This is a genomic window from Bacillus sp. JJ1532, from assembly GCF_036965085.1.
Lineage (GTDB): Bacteria > Bacillota > Bacilli > Bacillales > Cytobacillaceae > Cytobacillus.
This window is the reverse complement of sequence record NZ_JBALOW010000026.1, coordinates 8,498-28,595: the sequence shown is the minus strand read 5'-3', so window position 1 is coordinate 28,595 and position 20,098 is coordinate 8,498. Positions and strand designations below refer to the sequence as shown.

Genomic DNA, 20,098 nt, shown 5'->3' with positions numbered 1-20,098 from the left:
TAACCATCTCCCTTTTTATCATTTACACTGCTAAATATTGTTTTAAAATATTATAATTCTGAATCTCCTGCTCCTGTATTTCCCCAACGATTGTTCCTTTGTCCATTGCATAACAGCGGTGTGACATATCCTGAATTAGCCCTATATGCTGCTCTACGAATAAAACTGTCAATCCAATATCTTTATTGATTTGTGTAATAATCTGACTTATATGCTCCACAATATTTGGCTGTATACCTTCCGACGGCTCATCTAGAACTAGTAAATCGGGATTTCCAATTAATGCCCTGCTAATTGCTAATGCAGCTTGTTCTCCTCCACTTAATGTTCCAGCCTTTTGTTTACGCCGTTCGCTTAATTTTGGAAAATAATTATAAACAAGTTCTAAGCTGTTTTTAGCTTTTTTAATATTTATTAATCCGCCCATAGCTAAATTTTCTTCTATTGTTAATCCCGGAAACACCCCATGGCCTTGTGGAACATAACCAATTCCTTTCCATGCCCTCTCATAGGATTTGGTCTTGGTTATATCTTGGTCGTTAAAGAGAATTTCACCTTGCTTTGAAGGGATTAAGCCCATGATTGTTTTTACAAGTGTACTCTTGCCTACGCCATTCCTTCCAATTATTGAAACAATTTCTCCACTTTTAATGTTAACGTTTACATCTCTTACAACCGTAACTTTTCCATAACCCGAAACTAGTCCATTGACTTTAAGTATAATGTTTCCCTCCCAATCAAATGGAATAATAAATTAAGACTTTCCTAGATAGATCTGAATAACTTCTTCGTTTGTTTCAATTTCAGATATTGTCCCCTCTGCAAAGACTTTCCCGAAATGAAGAACGGTAATTTTTTGAGCAATGCGTCGTACAAAATCCATATCGTGGTCAATAAATAAAATAGTAATACCATCCTTATTTAAATCCCTTACTAATTGGGCCGTAAATTCGGTTTCCTCTGGCCCCATTCCAGCGGCAGGTTCATCAAGAAGTAATAGATCTGGTTTGCAGGCCAACGCCATTCCAATCTCTAGCCACTGCTGTTGGCCATGAGAAAGATTATTTACAACTTCGCTTTGCAAATGACCTATTCCCACTATATTTAGTAATCTTTCAATTTCAGATTGTAAATTCCTGTTACTATAATAGTTTTGAGCTGCAATTCTCATATTGTCATATACTGATAACTCACCAAAAACACCTGGCACCTGCATCTTAATACTTAATCCTAATTTTGCTCTGTTCCAGTTTTTCATATGAGTAATATTTTGCCCTTTAAAATGGACTTGGCCAACAGTTGGTTCATAAACACCCATTATCATTTTGAAAATTGTACTTTTGCCAGCACCATTCGGACCAATTAAACAATGTAATTCTCCTTTTTGAATGGATAAGTCAACTTTATCAACAGCTTTTAAACCACCAAAGTGTTTTCCAACCCCGATGAGTTGCAAAATTTTATTATTTGGCTCTACTTCAGCTATTACTTGACTCATGTAAACTCTCCTTTTTCCTTTTTGTTGCGGTTAACTTTTTATTTTCCAATAAAAATTTATCTAACCAATTAAACAAGGCCACTACAATCCCATCCGGAACAAATAAGATTACGAGAATTAATACAACTCCTAAAATAATTAGCGCATACTCGTTTCCGCTTGCTGAAAGAATTTGAGAGAACCAGTAATAAAATAGTGTGAAAACAACTGCAGCGGTTAAATTTTTTCTTCCTCCTGCTGCAACTAAAACAACAGGAAGGGTTGCAGCAGTTAATCCCATTGCTGAGGGTGTAATATAGCTGCCCCAAGTAGCATAAAGAATTCCACTTAGTGCTGCTAATGATCCACCGAGTGCAAATATAAGCGTCTGTATTTTTGGAACATTGTAACCGAATAACTTTGTTCTATCTCTATTTTCCCTTATAGCAATAAGTGTATAGCCATAACGAGAAACCGATAATAAACGTAAACCTATATAAGTAGCGGTAAACAAAACAAGAACGAGATAATAGAACCGATTATCAAAAAAACTAAATGAGCCTAATGATATAGATGGGATCCCTGTAATTCCGTTGTATCCCCCAAGCAGAACACTTCCTATTTTCCATTCAGATCCGGCAGTTTGGGCCATAAATGTCTCAATAACAACAGTCACACATAGCGTAATTAGTCCCACAAATACATCATTTATTCCACCATAAAACATAAAATATCCGAGTATCCCAGCTATCAGTCCTCCAGCAAGAACTCCAATCAATAAGGCAACAGGTGTTATTACTGCGTTCTCTAAATTCATGGCAACAATCGCATAAATATAGCCGCCTATTCCGAAGAATGCTGCTTGACCAAAGCTAAATACTCCACATAATCCCCAAACCAGTACAAGACTAAGTGACAAAAAAGTCATGGAGAGGAAGTATGATAGACTAATAACCTTATAACTTGATACGAAAAGTGGATACAAAAATAATCCTACAAAAAGGACAATTCCAACAACATTCTCTGAATTAAGTTTCATTTTTTTTGTAATCATATTAAAGCCCACGCATTATTTTTTTTTCTATTAATCCAGAAATACCTAAAGGAATTAACCTTATGACAATAATCGCGACAAATAGCAAACCTAACTTTCCATAAAAAGTACCCCAAGCCGCACTTAACAAGCTGTTGACTATCCCCAATATTCCACCAGATACGGATGTGCCAATTAGTGGATTCGCGCCTCCAACAATTACAGTTACAAAACTTGGTATGAGGAAGCCTGCACCAAAGTTAGGGGATACGGCCATTGTTGAGGCGTAAAGACCTCCTGCTAATCCTGCAAAGGCTGAACCTATCATAAAGGTCAGTGAATACATTTTATTAGTATTAACACCTAAACTTTGAGCAATATCTTGTTTTTGCATAGTCGCCCTTGATCTTAGCCCAAAATTAGTATGCATGAAAATCCAATACATTAAACCTAAGAGGAAAATCGCGATCAAGAATAACAAAATTCTATACGTTGAATACGTTTCTCCTCCAATTACAATCGATCCCAGCGGAGTTGACACTCCCTGAAGCGAGGGACCAAATATAACAAGCATGCCCTGCCCCATTATCATGCTAATTCCCCATGTAGCAACAACAGAGTCAAGCTTTCTTCCGTACAGTCGACAAATGATTAATCTATCTACAATGAAACCAAATATCCCCACTCCAATTGAGCCCAATAATATTGCTATTGGTAATGGAATACCAGCGATTGCGGTTATTGTTGTAATGTAGGCTCCTAACATGATAAATTCTCCATGTGCTAGGTTAATAATGCCCATCATTCCAAAGATAATTGCCAAACCTATTGCCGAGAGGATCAGAAAAGCAAAACTATCCATAAATTGATAAATGATATCAAATATCTGCATAAAACCCCTCCCCATCAATATTTTCCCTTAATTTGGGCCCGAGAGACTAATAGGAAAAGAGGGACACGATTTAATCCCTCTATACTTTTTAAGATTATCAGGCTAAAAAATCCCATTAATTAAAGCTTAATCAATCGGAGTGTATTGCGAGAAGTCGTCATTTTTTGTTAGGTCAACGCCTTTTTCTTTTAAAAGCCAATCTGGTACGACAGCATCCCATTTTCGCGGGAAAGTAATCTTATGATCTTTATCAGAATGAACAAGGTAAACATCTTTTATTGCGTGATGTGTTTCTGGATGAATGGATACTTTTCCTGATGGTGCATCGACACTAATTCCACTTTCAAGGGCCTTTATAACCGCTTCCGTTTCAGTAGTTCCCGCTTGTTCAACTGCCTTTGCCCATAGCTGAACACCAGTATATTGAGCCTCTGCTTCCATACCAACATACTTATCATTCGGGAACTTCGCATAGAACTTATCAACAAATTCCTTTGCAGTTGGATCAATTTCTGCTAACTCCTCCATAAATGGAGCTGTTACATACATATTTGCTAATGCTGGAGCTTCAAACCGTTTATGCTCATAAGCTTGAGCCATATTTACTGTGGTAGCCATTGGAATATCCTGGTTACCTCCTTTGGCCCATTGACTATAAAAAGAGGATTGCTCCTGACCTACCATTAATGTAACTAACACATCCGGTTTTGCTGCTTTTATTCGACTAATCGTACTACTAAATTGAGATACTCCTAATGGAATGAATTCCTCACCAATAATCTCACCACCATTTGCTTCTGCAGTAGTTCTTACCCAGTCAGCGGTTATTTGTCCAAAGTTATAATCTGCAGCTATAGTGTAAATTCTTGGCCCATATTCCTCAATCATACCTTTAATAAGAGTTGTAACTTGATGCTCTGGAACTGCTCCTGTTGGGAAAACATATTTACTTGCTACTCCACCTTCATATTGGTTGTTATAAAAGTAAAGCATCTTATATTGTTCCATAATAGGACGAATTGCCTCACGTGAAGCACTAGAGAATCCTCCCATAATCACGTCTACTTTGTCCTCCAAAATTAACTTCTTAGCCATTTCTTGATATCTTTTATTATCAGATTGTGTGTCCGGTGCAATAATTTCAATCTGCTTTCCAAGCAGTCCTCCAGCCTCATTAATTTCATCAACTGCTAGTTGAGCTGCGTGTAGTTTTTGGATTCCAACAAGAGAAAAATCCCCAGATTGGTCTTCTAAAATTCCTAGCTTAATTTTTTCGGAATCACTAGATGATCCAGTAGACGATGAGGAACAGGCTGAAATAATAAGTGTACTTAAAAGTAATAAGACAAGAGCTATGTAACTCTTAGATTTCCTTTTAATCAAACTCATCTTTGAAAACCCTCCTTTTTTCTAAAAAAATTTCTAATTAAAATAAAAAAAGTTTGAATTCCCCCTTATAATTTTTTTATTTCTTGGTCCACTGGTATGTTGGTATGTTGGTCTGACCAGTATTTCGATTTAACAGTATATTAACACCTTTCTAATTACGAGTCTATATCGTATTTTGATATTTCTAAAAATTCTTTCTAATAGTTATTTATTTTGGCAAAAAAAAATAATGGTAGACCATTAGTCAAACAACCATTATTCTTGTTTATTCATTCCATTCCTCAATGATTTTTTCTTCAAAAGTTAAGTGGTTTTCCATCTCTTGTGAAGCCAATTCGGGACTTTTATCTTTTATCGCATTTAAAATACGTTGATGCTGTTCGATAATTTTGGAATTAACCTCATCATTGGAGTGAATCTGAAATCCGATTGCATAAAGATTTTGGCTAACAACATCTGCAACAACAATTAGGATATCTGAAAGTGTATTATTATATGCCGCTTTAGCTAAGTACAGATGAAAATCTAGATCAGCATTTATTCTTTCCTCTAATCCTTTAGAGCCCATCATTCGTGAAATAGACTCCTCTAAATTTTTCAGATCCCTTTCTTTTCTTCGTTTAGCTGCTAGTTTAACAATTCCTCCCTCGAGAACTCTTCTAGACTCAAATAATTCTAGATTAGCGTCTTTTGAGATAGTCATAAACGGCAAAATTTTCGTTATAATCTTAGGGACATCAGGCTTTTTTAATATAGTTCCTTCCCCAGGCTTCGATTGAATAACATCAAAAATTTCGAGTATCCTTAGAGCCTCTCTCACTGATGAACGACTAACTTGAAGTGTACTTGCCATTTCTCTTTCTGTCATAAGTTTATCGCCAGGTGAAAGATCTCCTGAAGTAATACTATACTTTAAACGATCAAGTACTTGTTCAAACATTCGATTATTTTTATTTATAGGTTCAAAATTCATTTGATCACCTGTTTTCATTATTTTTCCACTTTTCCCTTTATTATACCATAGTCTAATTCATCATCTTCCATTCTTAAAAAGTAAGTAAGACACTGTTCCGAACAGAAATTGTGCTCCCTTTCCGGAAAACCAGCAATATGTTTTATGCTGAATGTTTTAATTTCGATTTTACAAATTTCACAGTAGTTTTCCATAAAGTCTGCCTGCCTTCATTTTTCTTAATTAAATATCCTTACTAATATTATCATTTGAATTTAATATTATTTCCACCTTTTTATTAGCATCTGGCATCCAATTCGTGTCCCGGTCAACAGGGAAATGTGTAAAATAAAAACGGCCTTTTGATTTTATTGTTAGCAAAACATGTAAAATGGGACCAATGATCATTGAAATAAAGGAAGCATAATAAATCGGGTAAAAATTAAAGATACCTAAAGCTCCTATTCCGACTGCAAATAATAGTGAAAATAATCCAGTCGGATTCCACTTGAATAAAAATGGTCTACGGTACTCAATAAAATCGCTTGGTCCAAATTTCAATAACTTTTTACAAATATAGTGGTCAGCCAATAAAATGAAAATCCATGTATTAGTTAATATTCCTGAAACAGCAAGCCAAGTATCAAAGAATTGTAATATATCAAAAGCATAAATAACACAGCTAAAAAGAAAAACAAAAACCATCCACCACTGTCTACCGGGTCTAAAATTAAAAAATAAAGAAAATGAGTTTGACAATGCCAGAGAACACGAATATAGATTCATTACATTTATCCGAATTTGAGTAACAATAACAAATAATACTCCCCATCCACCCATTAGTATTGGAAAAACATATCCGGGATTTGCTGCAAGTGATGTACTGCCCTCTGTATTAAAGGTCTTTAGCAATGTGAATGCAAAGAGTGGTCCCGCTATCATGTTTAGTATCATTGGGATTAACATGCCAATCATACAAAGGAACCCCCCTTTGTATCCAGCGCTTTTTTTAGCAAACCGGCCATAGTCTGTTGCCATTAATCCTTGAAAAACAACCTGTCCATTTACTAGCATAAATGCAGTCCATAATGCTTCTGATGTTACTGGTTTAAGAGCTGTCCAGCCTATAGGCCCTACTGCTTCAAAATTCGTTACTAGTATATAAATAGCAAAGCCAAATAGAATACCATAAATCAGGATAGCCCTTGATTGCAAAAATTGAAGTTCCTTCATTCCAAACCAAACCAAAAATAATTTAATCAGCCCAATGATGGCAAATATTATAGTTCCTTCTAAAGAACTAAAATGAATTCCAAAAAATATTGCAATGGCATGAGTAACAATGGTCCCCTCGAAGATAAAGTAAAAGACAAAATTTATACCATAAATTAAAGAGGTTACAGCAGACCCAAGATAACCAAACCCCATTCCCCTGGTCATTAAATCGATTGTCAGCCCTTCTTTACTTGCGAGATTAATCATAACCATCCCTATTAAACTTGATCCTAAGAAAAAGTATAGAATTGGGAGTAACATCCATGGCCATCCTACTGTATATGCTAAATTTACACCAAACATATAAAAATATAAGGCAGTCGAATTACCAATTAAGACCATAATAATTGCTGGGATTGGCCAGCGATAATGTGATGGGATTTTTCGTATTGCATAATCTTCTATATTTTCTGCTTTTGAGGTATTAGTAGGTCCTTCAAACCATCTCATCCATCTCAAAATAAGTAATCCCCCTATTGAATTTGCTGATTTAATTATATCAAATTATTAGTAAATTCTTAATTTTTATAAAATTAATCGTTATCTTGAAAGTAAATTGTTCATATCCTTAAATTTTTCATAAAAACTGCAGCATTTCCAGCCTAAGTAGCATATTCAAACACCAAAAAGGAGCTTGTAATTATTACAAAGCCCCTGTTACTCCAAAATTATCTGAATTCAAATGATTTCTTCAAAAACTAAAGTCATTACTCTGCCCCAGCTTCTAATAGTATTTTCTCGATTTCCGAGTATCCTTTTCCTCTTGCTAGTTCAAGAGGGGTAACCCCATATTTATCAACCATTTGAGTGTCTGCACCATGTTCAATTAATAATTTGATAATGTCCTGCTGTTTTGGACCGCCGTCATTAAGGATGATCGCCTCGATCAGTGGTGTCCAGCCGACAAAATTGGTGTGGTTTACATTAATGTCCGTTGTCGTTAATAGGAAGCGAACGACATCAATATGCCCCTTTTCACATGCCGGAGTAAGGCCAACACCTCCAAATCGAGTCAAACACTCTAAATTCGCACCATTATTAACTATTAATGTTACTAGAGCTAAGTCCCCTTTAATACAGCCATATAAAAATGGATTAAGACATGTTTGATCTTGCAGGTTAATATCTGCGCCTTCATTAGCCAAAAATTCAACTGTATCAAGCTTGTTATGTATGGCAGCAAGCAATATAGCTGTTTGCTTTTTCTTATTTCTTACATTAATATCAATGCCTTTTTCTAAAAGGCTTTTTAAACTTTCGATATCTCCTTCAATGGCTGCTTTAAAAAAATCTTCTGTTAATTCCATTGTAGTCACCTCGTTTTTTTATTTTGTATCTTTAAATAGATTTTAGGCGAGTTCCCTCCCAACTACAAATCGGAAGATCATCGTCTCCTTTTATGCTTAAAAATAGCAATTTTAATAAATAAAAGCAGCCACGTATAGTAAAAGTGGCTGCTTCTCTAGTAATTTTCCCAAACTATTAAAAAACAAGAAGCATTGTTTACACTTTCACCCTGCCCTCTTGTTCCAGTGCTAAGGAATCGCTACCGAAAATTCTCTCACCAAATGCCTTTTGCAGTGTCTGTGTCACATTGCCGGGACTTCCATTTCCTATTTTTGTATCATTAATCTCAATGACCGGCGTTATTTCAAAGGTAGTACTAGTTATAAAGATTTCATCGGAACTGAGCATTTGATTGATCGTAAATGGTTCTTCCCTAACTTCTATATGATTCTCTTTCGCTAATTGGAATACCACTTTTCTCGTAATTCCATTTAATATCAGATTGTTAGCTGGGTGTGTGCTGATTACGTTCCCGTTAACAATATATACGTTGCTTGAGCTTCCCTCAGATACGATTTCTCCGCGGTGTAATAGAGCCTCGTCACATTTAAGTTGTTTTGCTTTTTGCTTGGCAAGAACATTGGGAAGCAAGTTGAGACTTTTTATGTCACAGCAGAGCCAGCGCACATCCTCAGTTAGAATAGCAGAAATACCATTCGTTGTTTTATTTATTGGCCGCTCGCTTTCCTGCGTATAAGCCATCAGGACAGCCTTAGATTCGTCCGGAAAATGGTGGGTTCTCGGTGCTGTTCCGCGTGTAACTTGAATATATACAGTCCCGTTTATGATATGGTTTGTCTTAATAAGCTCGATTAACCTGTTTTTAATATCTATGAGACTATAAGGGATGGCTAAATCAATTTTTTCAGCGCTCTGCTTTAAGCGCTCCAGATGTGAATCCATTTCAAAGAATTTGCCGCTGTACACTCGAATTACTTCATAGACTCCATCACCAAATTGGTATCCGCGGTCTTCAAAATCAATCTTCACTTCATCTCGCTGCACAATACGTTCATTCCATAAAATCATGATGATTCCTCCCTAAAAATGCTTTACCCATAACGCCTGCTAAGAGTAAAAGCCCCTATCCGTCAAACGATTTTACCCGTAAATTTTATCAAACGCCGTGCTGCCGATATGTAAGCACGCAAATATTCCCTTCCAAGCTTCTAAAAAAGTGTCTCCTTTATACGCAATAATTCTCGGCGACTTCATATAGGAGCCGGGAACAAGGCTTGCTTTTTTACATTCTGCAGTCGAAGTCCATTCGATTTCCATTTCGACTGGCCCTGTTACCTCATATGGTTTAAAATCATTTATTCGCTTAACAGCCGTAAAAGCTTTGGAACGAATTTCTTCATGTGCTTTAACCATTGGCAAACATCTGGCTGCCCATCGGTCAATCGACTTTTTAACAATAGCCGTCTCTACATCGCCCAAGCTTTCTTTTGCCTCTTTCGCTAGGCAATCGTCCCCCGAAACCATAATAACAGGAACTCCAAAATGGCCTGCAACCGCTGCGTTAATCTCTAACTCTCCAACTGGAACCCCATTCATTCTCGTTTCATACATTTCCGGGCCAACCATCGTTTCGTTGGCTACACCGTGGGAATGACCAACTTTTGCATGTAAGCCGATAAAAAGAGCCGCATCAAATCCCTCTACCTGCTCCATCATACATAAATTTTTATTCGATCCTCTAATTAGTTCCGCTCTCGGGTCTAACTCCTCATATAGAATATTTAGCATGGACCAGTGAGCATCATTAACAACAACCTCTGTAGCACCGGCTTCAAAAGCACCTTCAATGGCAGCATTAACATCCATCGTCATTAATTTTCTAAATTGGTCATAATACTTTCCCGAATGGTGCATCTCCTCCGAATTCACTACCCCGGATATGCCCTCACCATCCGCCACTATATAGATTTTCATTAGTTTCCTCCAAATCAAGATTTATCACTATTTGAAAATAGGCAGAAAAAATCCCCATATCTTTATGGATAAGAGGACAGTATTGGTTTCAATGAACCTAGTATACTTAAATAGTTTCTCCGTTTTTTATATGTATTCCCCCCTAATTTTTCAATTTAGCCGTAAAACCACAGGATGATCTGTACCCAGTACATTCTCAGAACCACAGCCATGATGTGCGCTGGCTTAACTCTTTACTGAATATTCTATATAAACATTTATAATTATATATTAATTTACAATATTACAATAAAGAAATCCAATTAAAGGTATTCATAACTTTAATACAGGTGGTATTTATGAATCTCGAACAGCTTGAGGCATTTCTATATGGAATCAAACTTTTGTTTAAATGACTTTATCCAAGTTTAATCAAACGTTTGTTTAACACTCTAACCCTACAGCCTCAAGCGATTGGCGATTCAATCAAACGTTTGATTAAATAGCTTTTTAATAATTTAATCAAACGTTTGTTTAGCTATATATTCTAGGTTTAAAAAGCAAACACAAGAACCCCCTCCCCTTGCTTCCCTCTGGCACTTTTTCCTTTCATGCTTCTATTAAGGACCGAAAAACAAAATTTAGTCTATAATTGAAAAATAAGGATAATAGACTTATCAATTCCACTTTTGATATAGAGGTGATGATGATGATCACAGTAAGTGATTTTCAAAAGGTTTTGGAACAGGAACAAATCAAGCTTATTGCTGGAGATGAAGGGTTAGATAAAGTAATAGAGTATCTTGATGTTCAGGAGTTTCCATTTAAGAGCACCAGGGTTCATAAAAACTCGGTTATCTTAACAACCTTTTATGGATTTAAAAGTATAGCTGAAATTATTGAACACTTTGAATGGTATATAAAAGTAGGCGTTAGCGGCATTTGTGTTCATAATGTTGTATATTCTGAGGTTCCGAATGAATTACTAGATTTAGCGAACGAAGCCAAAATCCCATTATTCTATATTCCCGCCAATATTCCATATCATTTGTTATATGAAAAGTATCTAGAATTAATATATGAAGAAAGGTCAAAGATTAAAGGTGAGATTGATCAATTAAATCAAAATATGCTAGACGCACTTGTTATTGAAAAAGAAAATCATTATATTATTCAATCATTAGGGAAGTATCTTGATGAATACATTATTTACTTAAATAAGGAAATGAAAGTAGTTTCATTATGGAATTCCCCTCATTTTTCCCGTTTGTTTTTGAGGCATTGCATAGACGAAGTCACAAATGATTTTCAGCAAATTTTTAATCAGGTCCGTTTGACATTAAAGCCAATTGAAGTGCCAAATCAGCATTCACAGCTAGGCGACTTCCAGGTATTCCCCTTAAACAGCAAAATGGACTTTTATGGTTATTTAATCATTGGCCAGCTCAATAAGGAGGCCCCTTTTCGTCATGTTGTCATCAAAAATGCATTAACAGCCTTGATTTTAGATGCGATGAAAAAAAATCAGACGAAAGAATACCATAAAAATAAAGATATCATCCTATTAGAAGAAATCTTTTCTGATAAAAGAATTACTGAAATAACCAGTGAGGATTTTTATTTTGACATCAACAATATTAAGTATTTATTAATGGCCGAGCTAGAGGATAAATCCAAATTAAGAGAATATTATTCCTTTATCGAATCAAAAGTAGATAAAGAGCCAAATGGTTTAGTTTGGATTATGGATAATCGGATTATGGCTTTGGTGCAAAATCAATTCAATACTAATGCACTAGGAAAAGATATAAAGGTCGGCTTAAGCGGAAAATTAAAAGGACTGACAAGGATAGACCTGAAAACAATATACGAGCAGGCTACGATCGCACTTCACTATTCATCCATTCATGATCAAGCTTTCTGCAGCTGGGATGAATTAGGGTATGAAAAAGTGATGTATTTTATGAGAATGACAAATTTATTAGAGGATTATCATCTCGATTTCTTACAGCCTCTCATTATTCACGATAAAAGTAATGACACAAACCTGATGAAAACATTGTATGTTTACTTACAAACATTTTTTAGCCTAAAAGAAAGTGGAGAACAACTGCATTTACACCCAAACACGGTTAAATATCGTATAAAAAAGATCGAGGATCTTTTGGATAATAAAATTGATGATTCAAACCGATATATCGACCTGATGTTAGGGCTTAAATATTATTTTTACAAAACCGAAGTAGAATCCAAAGGTTAGAACTTCTCATAATGAATTGTTATCTGATTACAATGTAATCAGATTTTTTTGTTTCTCGGGAACAATGCGTTTTGCTAGGAGACTCATTTATAATCTTTTTAAAGTATTCTAAAATATCAAAATAGTTTTACTCCCCCTCTCCGGGGAACATTTTAAAAAAATTGAAAGAGGTGCTTTTACGATGAGAACCATTTTAACGAATTGTACAGTGATTGATGGAATTATTAATGAGGCAATTAGTAATACGTATATTGTTATTCAAGATGATGTGATTACAGAGATTGGAATTGGAAAGGCGAATGTGACCCCAGGTGACCATGTTGTTAATTGTACAGGAAAATATGTACTACCAGGGTTGATTGATTCTCATGTTCATCTTGTTTGGGACGGAAGCTTTGACCCTCAATCTGTTATAAACCCGTTAAACAAAGAAATGCTGGCACTTCACGCCTATAAGCATGCCACAGAATATTTGGAATTAGGAATTACAACTGTCCGTGATGTTGCTTCTCCTAATCAGTCAGTTCTGAGTGTTCGAGATGCAATTAATCAGAAACTCTTAACAGGGCCGACTATTATGGCTTCAGGTCCTGCTATTACAATGACTGGCGGGCACGTTCATTATATCGGAGTGGAGGCAGATGGTCCGGATGAAGTTCGAAAAGCTGCTAGACAACTCCTTAAAAATGGAGCGGACTTTATTAAATTAATGGCAACCGGCGGAATTTATACATTTGGAGAAGAACCTGGATCCCCACAATTAACAGTAGAAGAAATGCAGGCGGCTGTTGAAGAAGCACATAAAAAGAATAAAAAGGTCGCTGCACATGCAGAAGGCTATCTAGGAATCAAAAATTGTATTGAAGTTGGTGTCGATACGATTGAACACGGAATTTATGCAGACGAGGAATCATTATTGCTTATGAAGGAAAAAGGAATCTATCTAGTTCCGACCATGGTAGTCATGAAGCGTCTGGCATCAGATGAAAGAATTGCACCGTGGGCTTTAGAAAAAGCGAAGAAAGTAACCGCTCCACATCAAAATATGTTAGAAATGGCTATAAAAATTGGGGTCAAAATTGCGACAGGTACCGATTGCGGTTCACCAGTGACACCGCCAGAGTATTATTTTGATGAGTTATTAATTATGAATGATGCTGGGATGAAGCCGATGGATGTTATTCATTCATCAACGAAGATTGCAGCAGAAGCTCTTGGAATTGAAGATAGAGGGGTCATTTCAGAAGGCAAAAAGGCAGATCTTCTCATTGTAGAAGAAAACCCGCTAGAAGATTTATCGATTCTAAAAAATAAAAAAGTGGTCATAAAAGATGGCGTGATTGTTAGTAATCAACTAAATCTAGATTCAGTGCGAGCAGATAGCCGTAGTGTCGGAATTACTCTTTAAGTTTCCAAATGAAGCTATTTATTATAATAGTAGATAAATACATCAAGTTTTCCCAACACAGGGTCATTTTAATAGATACAAAATGATGATGCAAAAAGAAATGAATTAGCAAAGGGTCTATAAATATCTTAATGGTGGGGGGAAATGGAATATGGAACTAAAAGCACAAACTCCTAATAATCCAGTCGGGCCTGTTAAAGGCACAAAAAAGAATAAGTATTTAATGGCTGGAATCATCGGTAACGTTATGGAGTGGTTCGATTATGGGATTTACGGTTATTTTGCCGTAGCCATCTCCGTGAACTTTTTTCCAACTAATGATCCGATGGTAAGTTTAATTCTATCATTTATGGTTTTCGGTTTGGGCTTTGTCGCACGTCCGATCGGAGGCTTTCTCTTCGGGCACTTTGGAGATAAAATTGGACGCAAAAACACCCTGTCCTTAACTGTCATTCTAATGGGTGTAAGTACGTTTATCATGGGTGCCCTACCAACTTATGCGCAAATAGGGATTGCTGCACCTATCATTTTAGCCATTGCTAGGATGTTACAAGGGATTTCCGCTGGTGGAGAATGGGGCAGTGCAGTATCCTTCTTAGGAGAATATTCGAAGCCGAATAACCGGGCGTTCATTGTTAGTTTTTCACAAGTAGGATCTGCACTCGGTTTACTATTGGGTTCATTAACGGGATTGTTATTTAGCAATATTTTTTCTACAGAGGTTTTGAATGATTGGGGTTGGAGAATTGCCTTCCTATTCGGTATTGTTATTGCTTTCTTCGGCTACTTTATGCGTAAGGGTGTGGAAGAAACACCGGTTTTCCAGGAGGCAAAGGAATCTAAGTCATTTAGTGAAAAGCCTTTGCGTGATGCGTTTAAACATCATCGGACAGGGATGGTTACATGCTTTTTGCTGATGAGTGGCGCGTTTGTAACGTATTGGCTGATTTTAAGCTTTATGCCAACGTATATTTCTCAGTTTTTAAAGTTGCCAATGAATGTAGGCTTCTCCCTCACAGCTATTACTCTAGTTGCTTATATGATTGCCCTGCCAATTGCGGGATTCTTAGCAGATAGGTTTGGCAGAAAACCGCTTATGATTGCGGGATCCGGAGGAATCTTGTTATTCAGTTACCCTCTGTTTAGCCTTTTAGCTAATGCAGAAAGCTATGGAACTATGGTAGTGGTTGTTTGTCTGTTGGCGATCATCTTCGCACTGTTTCAAGGTCCAAATACGGTGGCTATGTCTGAAATCTTCCCCGCCAAAGTTCGGGTTAGTGGTTTTTCGGTTCCTTATCAATTAGCAAGTGCTGTATTTGCCGGCACAGCGATGATGGCGGCAACCTGGCTTATCAATAAAACAGGTAATGTGATGGCGGTCCCAATCTACATGTGTATCACCATGGTGATCACCTTACTTGCAACGATCTTTCTCTATAAGGAAACAAAAAATGTTCAATTTGATAAATAGAAAGACTTATGGATTCTAGGAGGGAAAAATGAATTATCAAGAACGAAGAGATAAACTAATTCATTCTCTAAAAGCAGTTGAAATTGAAGATATTTTGATCCAAGACTTAGATCATATTTACTATTACACTGGCTTTTATGCTGCCGTTCTCTCTCGCCCATTCGCGTTAGTGATGAGCGGCCAAAAAGCTGTGTTAATCGTCCCAGCTACAGCCGCCGACAGTGCCAAGTTGGAGGCTCAAGGAGTCGATATTGAGATCTATTATGAGCATCCTGTGGAAGGTCATAGTAGCTTAAACTTCCATGCAAGTCTAGATCAAGTAATTTCGAACCTAGCACAAGGGAAACTCATAGGTGTGGAGGCCAATAAAATATCCTTGTCTGAATTAAACATCTTAAGCAGCAGAAGACTCGAGGTTAAGGATATTAGTACTCAGCTTTCGCAATTACGTTCGGTTAAGGAAATAGATGAGATTGAAGCAATCCGTTTATCTGGTAAATATGTTGATTATATTAATAAAAGAACGTTAGGCTTTGTTCGTCCCGAAATTTCAGAAATAGAATTGGAACAAATGGGGGCTAATGCTCTCAGACAAGAGGTTGCCAAAAACTTACCACAAGCTAGTGTGACGACTTTCATAATGACGACCTCAGGTACTGAAAGAACGGTGCTGCCGCACACCAATTCTAGCATTCGTCCATTGCAGCCTGGAGATTCATTAATCCTTTGCAGGCAAGTGGCGATTAATGGTTATCGTGCACAATGTGACCGGATGGGATTTGTTGGCGAGCCTAGCAAGGAACAGAAAGATTATTATTCCATAGTCCTTCGCGCCCACGCTGCCGCATTGGAGGCTATCCGTCCAGGTATTAATGCCTCTGAAGTAGACAAAGCCATTCGTAATGTTTTTCAACAAGAAGGCGTTGACCAATACTTCGTTCATCGCTCAGGCTCAGGGATAGGAATTAGCATGGGAGAATCTCCTTTTCTGCGCTTCGATAGTCAGGAGATCCTTGCCGAAAACATGACTCTAATTATTCAGCCTGCCTTGTATATCCCCGGTGTCGGCGGGTTCCGATGCAGTGATACCGTGCTTGTTCAGAAAGATGGATGCGAGCTGATTACCCATTATCCAAGGGATATTGAATCATTGACCATAGGATAAGTTGGAATGAAAAGAGGTAACGGACCTTCAGCTTTATGAAGGGAGTTATCTCTTTTTTTAACGCTGTATAGTTATATACTGCGGGGGTCTGGTAATGAAATCATTTATGATATTGCACATTATCCGCAAAATGGTCATTTATTCAACGGAAAAATGTACTTTAATTCGGCTGTTTTGTAAATTTAGTTGTACTTAACCCTATTCTGGCCTCTCAACCCACATATGTGAGATAAAATTTCACTTTTTGATAGGGGTTGGAAGGTTTATCAGCCAATTTGAGTAGTTTATCAGCCAGATTTGGCAGGTTATCAGCCAATTCGACCGGTTTGTCAGCCAATTCCACAGGTGGCTCCCAAATCGAGCGGTTACCAGCTAATTTTTAGAACGGGATGTCAACCAAATCATGAAAGCATATTAGTCAAACGTTTGTTTAAATGTTGTGATCCCATCCTACTGCACATTTTCCTCAAACTTTGTACTTTGTTTAAACTTTTCCACCCCACCCTGTTCAAAACAGCTGAACAGCTAGAAGATATGACAAAGGTTTCAGCTTACCCCAGCACGAGTAGGCATAATTACTCGCTAGTAAGTGAAGAGAAAGGTGATTATACATAGCAGCTTCGGTTATTGTGGGGACTTCTTTTTGGATAAGAAAGTGGCCCCCTTCTCCTCTAAAATAAAAAAGTTAGCATGAAAATAAGCCGTTCCGTTTTGAGGTGCAAAAAGGTAAATCGCATAAGAAAAAAACAATAAAATATCATTACAATTGGTAGATAAAACACTAAAAGCGTGGTTAAATTAACCACGCTTTTTCGCATCACAATTAGCAATAAAAGTTAACTTTGTTTTGAATGAAGTTTTTTCTTCTTCCAAGGTTTTAAAAACGAAATAATAAATATGAAAATTGTAACAAGAACTTGAAAGTAGACCGCATATTGTCTTATCTCGTGATTTTGAATAAAGATTGGATTACTTAATGCCATTTCTTTTTGAGTTTCTAACAATTCCATATTTGCTACCATTAACTTGTCTACAACAAAAATTCCAACGATTGTTTGAATAATGTAAAGAACAAATTTAACACCAACCCATCTATGCTTGAAAAACCCCCAGTTAGTAAAAAATCCGTATGTGAATCCCACTAGTAAAGTTCCAATCGCACCCCATCTGACAATATTATCGCTAATTATAATAATGTTTTTATAGCCAAGGTAAGATTCATCATACTTTGTGAAATCAATATGAAGATTTAAAGCCACAGAACTCAAAATTCCTCCGAAAAATAATACTACAAGAAAAACGTGGATAATCTTCAGCCACTTCATACCTTTTGGTCCAATTTTTTTCATTCTCCAAACCCCCAAGTTGCTCTATTGTTTATTATTTCAATAAGTTATTTGTACACCCTTTTATAAACATTTTCCTTTATCAAAAAGTGCCTTACCGATTCTTGCACTATTCATTATAATAGGGGGGGAAATAATCTTATAATGAGCCACAGTCTTAATTCTCTCTACTTCTGTGGTCTTATTTTGAAAAACTTCATTTGTTTTTATGCCAAATAAAAAGTGCAACTAACTCAAAGTTTGTTGCACTTATCTCATATAGATGATTATATCTTTCAAGGTAAAAACTTTATCCGTTAATCTCAGCCGTTGAGCTGGTGTTCCAAATTCAGATTAAAATCAAAAAGCGAAATCTTTGCGACTTCGCCTTAAAATTGTATTGCTAATTGTATTGTTTGCACCTCAAAACGGAATGGCTTAGCATGAAAAGCACTTTTTTATTTAGTAACCCTACTGATCAATCGTTTGATTAGCCTAGGGCTAAATACACATCCTCGCCATAAAAAAAATGGGGAGCACAGCTGCTCCCCTCCTCGGAAAAAGATTACTTTATTTACCTCATATTATTTATGACGGTTCTCATGTTTCTCCCACCTGAAAGGAAACACTAAAACCTTCCACATTTTTTATTTCAGCAGCTCCAATTTATGTTTAGATGGAGTTTGATATGATACATACCCTTCCATTTTCGTCACATAGTGTCCATCGCCAACTGAATATTGGCCGCCGAATTCGTTGTCATAGCGGTATACGCGGTATTTTTCACCGGGATTTAGGACTCTTACAAACTGGAGACCCTCATCTGTTCGTTTCCATAGATTGATAGGTTTTTCGATGGAAAGTCTCCCAATCTGACCCTTTTTCAAAATAACGCCATCCCAATAAACAAGCGGTGTTTCCTTGGCAGGCACTTCGACTTCCACTTCCGTTACTGCCGGTTTCATCACATTCCAGAAAAGCTCGGAAATCGCTTTATAGCCGTCTTCGCTCAAATGAATATCTTTCGGGTTTGGTAAAAAAGCAATATTTTTTGCGATGACATCTGCAGTTGGAACGAAGACAGAGGTGGATTGGATCGCAATTTGTTCAATCATTGAATTTAGTGCAGTTAATAATTGGTTGAGAGCGGGCTGGTGCTCAGCCGGCAAATGCGGATATGGGTTGTAGTAGCCCATGATATAAAGCTTTACATCTGGATTTAGCGATTTTACAGCGGTGATGATTTGAACAAGATTTTGTTGAATGTCCGAAAATGTTTGCTTAACCTCTTCCTGATCAAAAGAAACAGTTTGATTTACTGGATCAATCTTAATCTTCTTTAAGATATCATTGGCGCCGACATCAAGTGTCACATGCGTGGCTTGGCTCAAAACAGCCTGGATTCCATCATTTTCTCCTTTTACCACGTTATTGGCAATGTCATCTAGTACATTGGTTGTCGTATAGCCCGGTACAGCGTAATCCCTGACAAACATTTGGAGAACCTCATTGCTCTTGAAGTTTTCCGCAATAAAGTCAGGATAGCCCTTGCCAATCTCACCAAACGGCGATAGGCCGGCAGCCAGTGAATCTCCAAGACTAACATAATATACATTCTTTTCTGCAGTAGCTGAGCTAGCAATTGGCTGCGCCACCATCCCAAATAAAAGCGCAAACACGAATAAAGCCTTAACAAAATACCTAGACAAATAGATCCCCTGCCTTCATAATAATTTTGAATATTCACAAAATACTCTATCATTCTATCTTAATTACATAGGTAAAAACAACCAGAAAGATTGCAGTGTGGGCAATATTTATGGACATTTTTCACTATTTTATGGAAAATCGGGAACGATTCTTTTGTAGTTAGGTGGGCTTGCCCTTTTACTTTTAAAGTTGTTAACAATTTAAATTTTTATAGTAAAAATATCGTTAATTAAACGTTTGATTAAATCCCCTCAAAGTCAGGCAGGGCAAGGGATTGAAACTGTTCAATCAAACGTTTGTTTAATAATCTCTTGCACGGACAGGACAGGCTATCACCAAGTTTGTATCATATTAATTATTAAAATTAGTATTTGATATAAATTGATATAAAAAATACGAACATACATATTAATTAAACATTTGATTAGATTCCCTCAAAGCCATGCTGGACAAGGGATTGAGACTGTTTAATCAAACGTT

17 protein-coding genes are annotated in these 20,098 nt (G+C 36.8%); 4 read left to right on the top strand and 13 right to left on the bottom strand.

Translation table 11 applies throughout. From position 1 onward, the window contains the following. Positions 1-22 precede the first annotated feature (22 nt). From V7122_RS10740 to V7122_RS10695, 11 genes are all read right to left on the bottom strand, one after another. Positions 23-721 (bottom strand): ABC transporter ATP-binding protein, encoded by a 699-nt coding sequence (locus V7122_RS10740; RefSeq protein ID WP_335526739.1) that lies wholly within the window; start codon positions 719-721, stop codon positions 23-25. Between the two features lie 33 nt (positions 722-754). Continuing rightward, positions 755-1,498, bottom strand: a complete 744-nt coding sequence (locus tag V7122_RS10735; RefSeq protein WP_335526683.1) for an ABC transporter ATP-binding protein — start codon at positions 1,496-1,498, stop codon at positions 755-757. After that, positions 1,479-2,531, bottom strand: a complete 1,053-nt coding sequence (locus tag V7122_RS10730) for an ABC transporter permease subunit (protein WP_335526681.1) — start codon at positions 2,529-2,531, stop codon at positions 1,479-1,481. The genes V7122_RS10735 and V7122_RS10730 overlap by 20 nt, the downstream gene beginning before the upstream one ends. A 1-nt stretch (position 2,532) precedes the next feature. Beyond that, positions 2,533-3,402, bottom strand: coding sequence for an ABC transporter permease subunit (locus tag V7122_RS10725; protein WP_335526679.1), 870 nt, complete (start codon positions 3,400-3,402; stop codon positions 2,533-2,535). Between the two features lie 126 nt (positions 3,403-3,528). Next, positions 3,529-4,791, bottom strand: a complete 1,263-nt coding sequence (locus V7122_RS10720; RefSeq protein WP_335526677.1) for an urea ABC transporter substrate-binding protein — start codon at positions 4,789-4,791, stop codon at positions 3,529-3,531. 265 nt (positions 4,792-5,056) lie between these two features. Further along, a complete protein-coding gene (locus V7122_RS10715; RefSeq protein WP_335526675.1) occupies positions 5,057-5,782 on the bottom strand; it encodes a FadR/GntR family transcriptional regulator in 726 nt (241 codons plus the stop codon). Next, positions 5,782-5,958 (bottom strand): hypothetical protein, encoded by a 177-nt coding sequence (locus V7122_RS25745; protein ID WP_438824781.1) that lies wholly within the window; start codon positions 5,956-5,958, stop codon positions 5,782-5,784. Before V7122_RS25745 ends, V7122_RS10715 begins: the two co-directional genes overlap by 1 nt. A gap of 28 nt (positions 5,959-5,986) precedes the next feature. Beyond that, on the bottom strand, positions 5,987-7,468 hold the full coding sequence (locus V7122_RS10710) for a purine-cytosine permease family protein (protein WP_335526738.1): 1,482 nt from the start codon (positions 7,466-7,468) through the stop codon (positions 5,987-5,989). Between the two features lie 257 nt (positions 7,469-7,725). Continuing rightward, entirely contained in the window at positions 7,726-8,325 is a 600-nt protein-coding gene (locus tag V7122_RS10705; RefSeq protein ID WP_438824780.1) for an ankyrin repeat domain-containing protein, read from the bottom strand. A 196-nt stretch (positions 8,326-8,521) separates the two neighbouring features. Then, positions 8,522-9,394, bottom strand: coding sequence for a D-amino-acid transaminase (dat, locus tag V7122_RS10700; RefSeq protein WP_335526670.1), 873 nt, complete (start codon positions 9,392-9,394; stop codon positions 8,522-8,524). A gap of 72 nt (positions 9,395-9,466) precedes the next feature. Then, a complete protein-coding gene (locus V7122_RS10695; RefSeq protein WP_335526669.1) occupies positions 9,467-10,300 on the bottom strand; it encodes a M55 family metallopeptidase in 834 nt (277 codons plus the stop codon). Between the two features lie 688 nt (positions 10,301-10,988). Here V7122_RS10695 and V7122_RS10690 point away from each other — a divergent pair. The 4 genes from V7122_RS10690 (at position 10,989) to V7122_RS10675 (ending at position 16,583) form a co-directional block, all read left to right on the top strand. Next, positions 10,989-12,539 carry a PucR family transcriptional regulator gene (locus tag V7122_RS10690; protein WP_335526668.1) on the top strand — a complete coding sequence of 517 codons (1,551 nt, stop codon included), beginning with the start codon at positions 10,989-10,991 and terminating at the stop codon, positions 12,537-12,539. Positions 12,540-12,720: 181 nt separating this feature from the next. Further along, positions 12,721-13,947, top strand: coding sequence for a metal-dependent hydrolase family protein (locus V7122_RS10685; protein WP_335526666.1), 1,227 nt, complete (start codon positions 12,721-12,723; stop codon positions 13,945-13,947). Between the two features lie 151 nt (positions 13,948-14,098). Beyond that, positions 14,099-15,418 carry an MFS transporter gene (locus tag V7122_RS10680; protein ID WP_335526665.1) on the top strand — a complete coding sequence of 440 codons (1,320 nt, stop codon included), beginning with the start codon at positions 14,099-14,101 and terminating at the stop codon, positions 15,416-15,418. Positions 15,419-15,446: 28 nt separating this feature from the next. After that, positions 15,447-16,583, top strand: coding sequence for a M24 family metallopeptidase (locus V7122_RS10675; RefSeq protein WP_335526663.1), 1,137 nt, complete (start codon positions 15,447-15,449; stop codon positions 16,581-16,583). Between the two features lie 836 nt (positions 16,584-17,419). Here the strand turns inward: V7122_RS10675 and V7122_RS10670 are convergent. Both V7122_RS10670 and V7122_RS25740 read right to left on the bottom strand, forming a co-directional pair. Further along, on the bottom strand, positions 17,420-17,932 hold the full coding sequence (locus V7122_RS10670) for a DUF2269 family protein (protein WP_335526661.1): 513 nt from the start codon (positions 17,930-17,932) through the stop codon (positions 17,420-17,422). Positions 17,933-18,555: 623 nt separating this feature from the next. Then, entirely contained in the window at positions 18,556-19,617 is a 1,062-nt protein-coding gene (locus tag V7122_RS25740; protein WP_438824779.1) for an SGNH/GDSL hydrolase family protein, read from the bottom strand. Between the last annotated feature and the right edge of the window lie 481 nt (positions 19,618-20,098).

Excerpts from the sequence above, each read along its gene's own strand:
- V7122_RS10710 (WP_335526738.1), bottom strand. The coding sequence starts at position 7,468 with ATGAGATGGTTTGAAGGACCTACTAATACCTCAAAAGCAGAAAATATA.
- V7122_RS10735 (WP_335526683.1), bottom strand. The coding sequence starts at position 1,498 with ATGAGTCAAGTAATAGCTGAAGTAGAGCCAAATAATAAAATTTTGCAA.
- V7122_RS10680 (WP_335526665.1), top strand. The coding sequence starts at position 14,099 with ATGGAACTAAAAGCACAAACTCCTAATAATCCAGTCGGGCCTGTTAAA.
- V7122_RS10705 (WP_438824780.1), bottom strand. The coding sequence starts at position 8,325 with ATGGAATTAACAGAAGATTTTTTTAAAGCAGCCATTGAAGGAGATATC.
- V7122_RS10730 (WP_335526681.1), bottom strand. The coding sequence starts at position 2,531 with ATGATTACAAAAAAAATGAAACTTAATTCAGAGAATGTTGTTGGAATT.
- V7122_RS10695 (WP_335526669.1), bottom strand. The coding sequence starts at position 10,300 with ATGAAAATCTATATAGTGGCGGATGGTGAGGGCATATCCGGGGTAGTG.
- V7122_RS10725 (WP_335526679.1), bottom strand. The coding sequence starts at position 3,402 with ATGCAGATATTTGATATCATTTATCAATTTATGGATAGTTTTGCTTTT.
- V7122_RS25745 (WP_438824781.1), bottom strand. The coding sequence starts at position 5,958 with ATGGAAAACTACTGTGAAATTTGTAAAATCGAAATTAAAACATTCAGC.
- V7122_RS10670 (WP_335526661.1), bottom strand. The coding sequence starts at position 17,932 with ATGAAAAAAATTGGACCAAAAGGTATGAAGTGGCTGAAGATTATCCAC.
- V7122_RS10685 (WP_335526666.1), top strand. The coding sequence starts at position 12,721 with ATGAGAACCATTTTAACGAATTGTACAGTGATTGATGGAATTATTAAT.
- V7122_RS10715 (WP_335526675.1), bottom strand. The coding sequence starts at position 5,782 with ATGAAAACAGGTGATCAAATGAATTTTGAACCTATAAATAAAAATAAT.
- dat (WP_335526670.1), bottom strand. The coding sequence starts at position 9,394 with ATGATTTTATGGAATGAACGTATTGTGCAGCGAGATGAAGTGAAGATT.
- V7122_RS10720 (WP_335526677.1), bottom strand. The coding sequence starts at position 4,791 with ATGAGTTTGATTAAAAGGAAATCTAAGAGTTACATAGCTCTTGTCTTA.
- V7122_RS10690 (WP_335526668.1), top strand. The coding sequence starts at position 10,989 with ATGATCACAGTAAGTGATTTTCAAAAGGTTTTGGAACAGGAACAAATC.
- V7122_RS10675 (WP_335526663.1), top strand. The coding sequence starts at position 15,447 with ATGAATTATCAAGAACGAAGAGATAAACTAATTCATTCTCTAAAAGCA.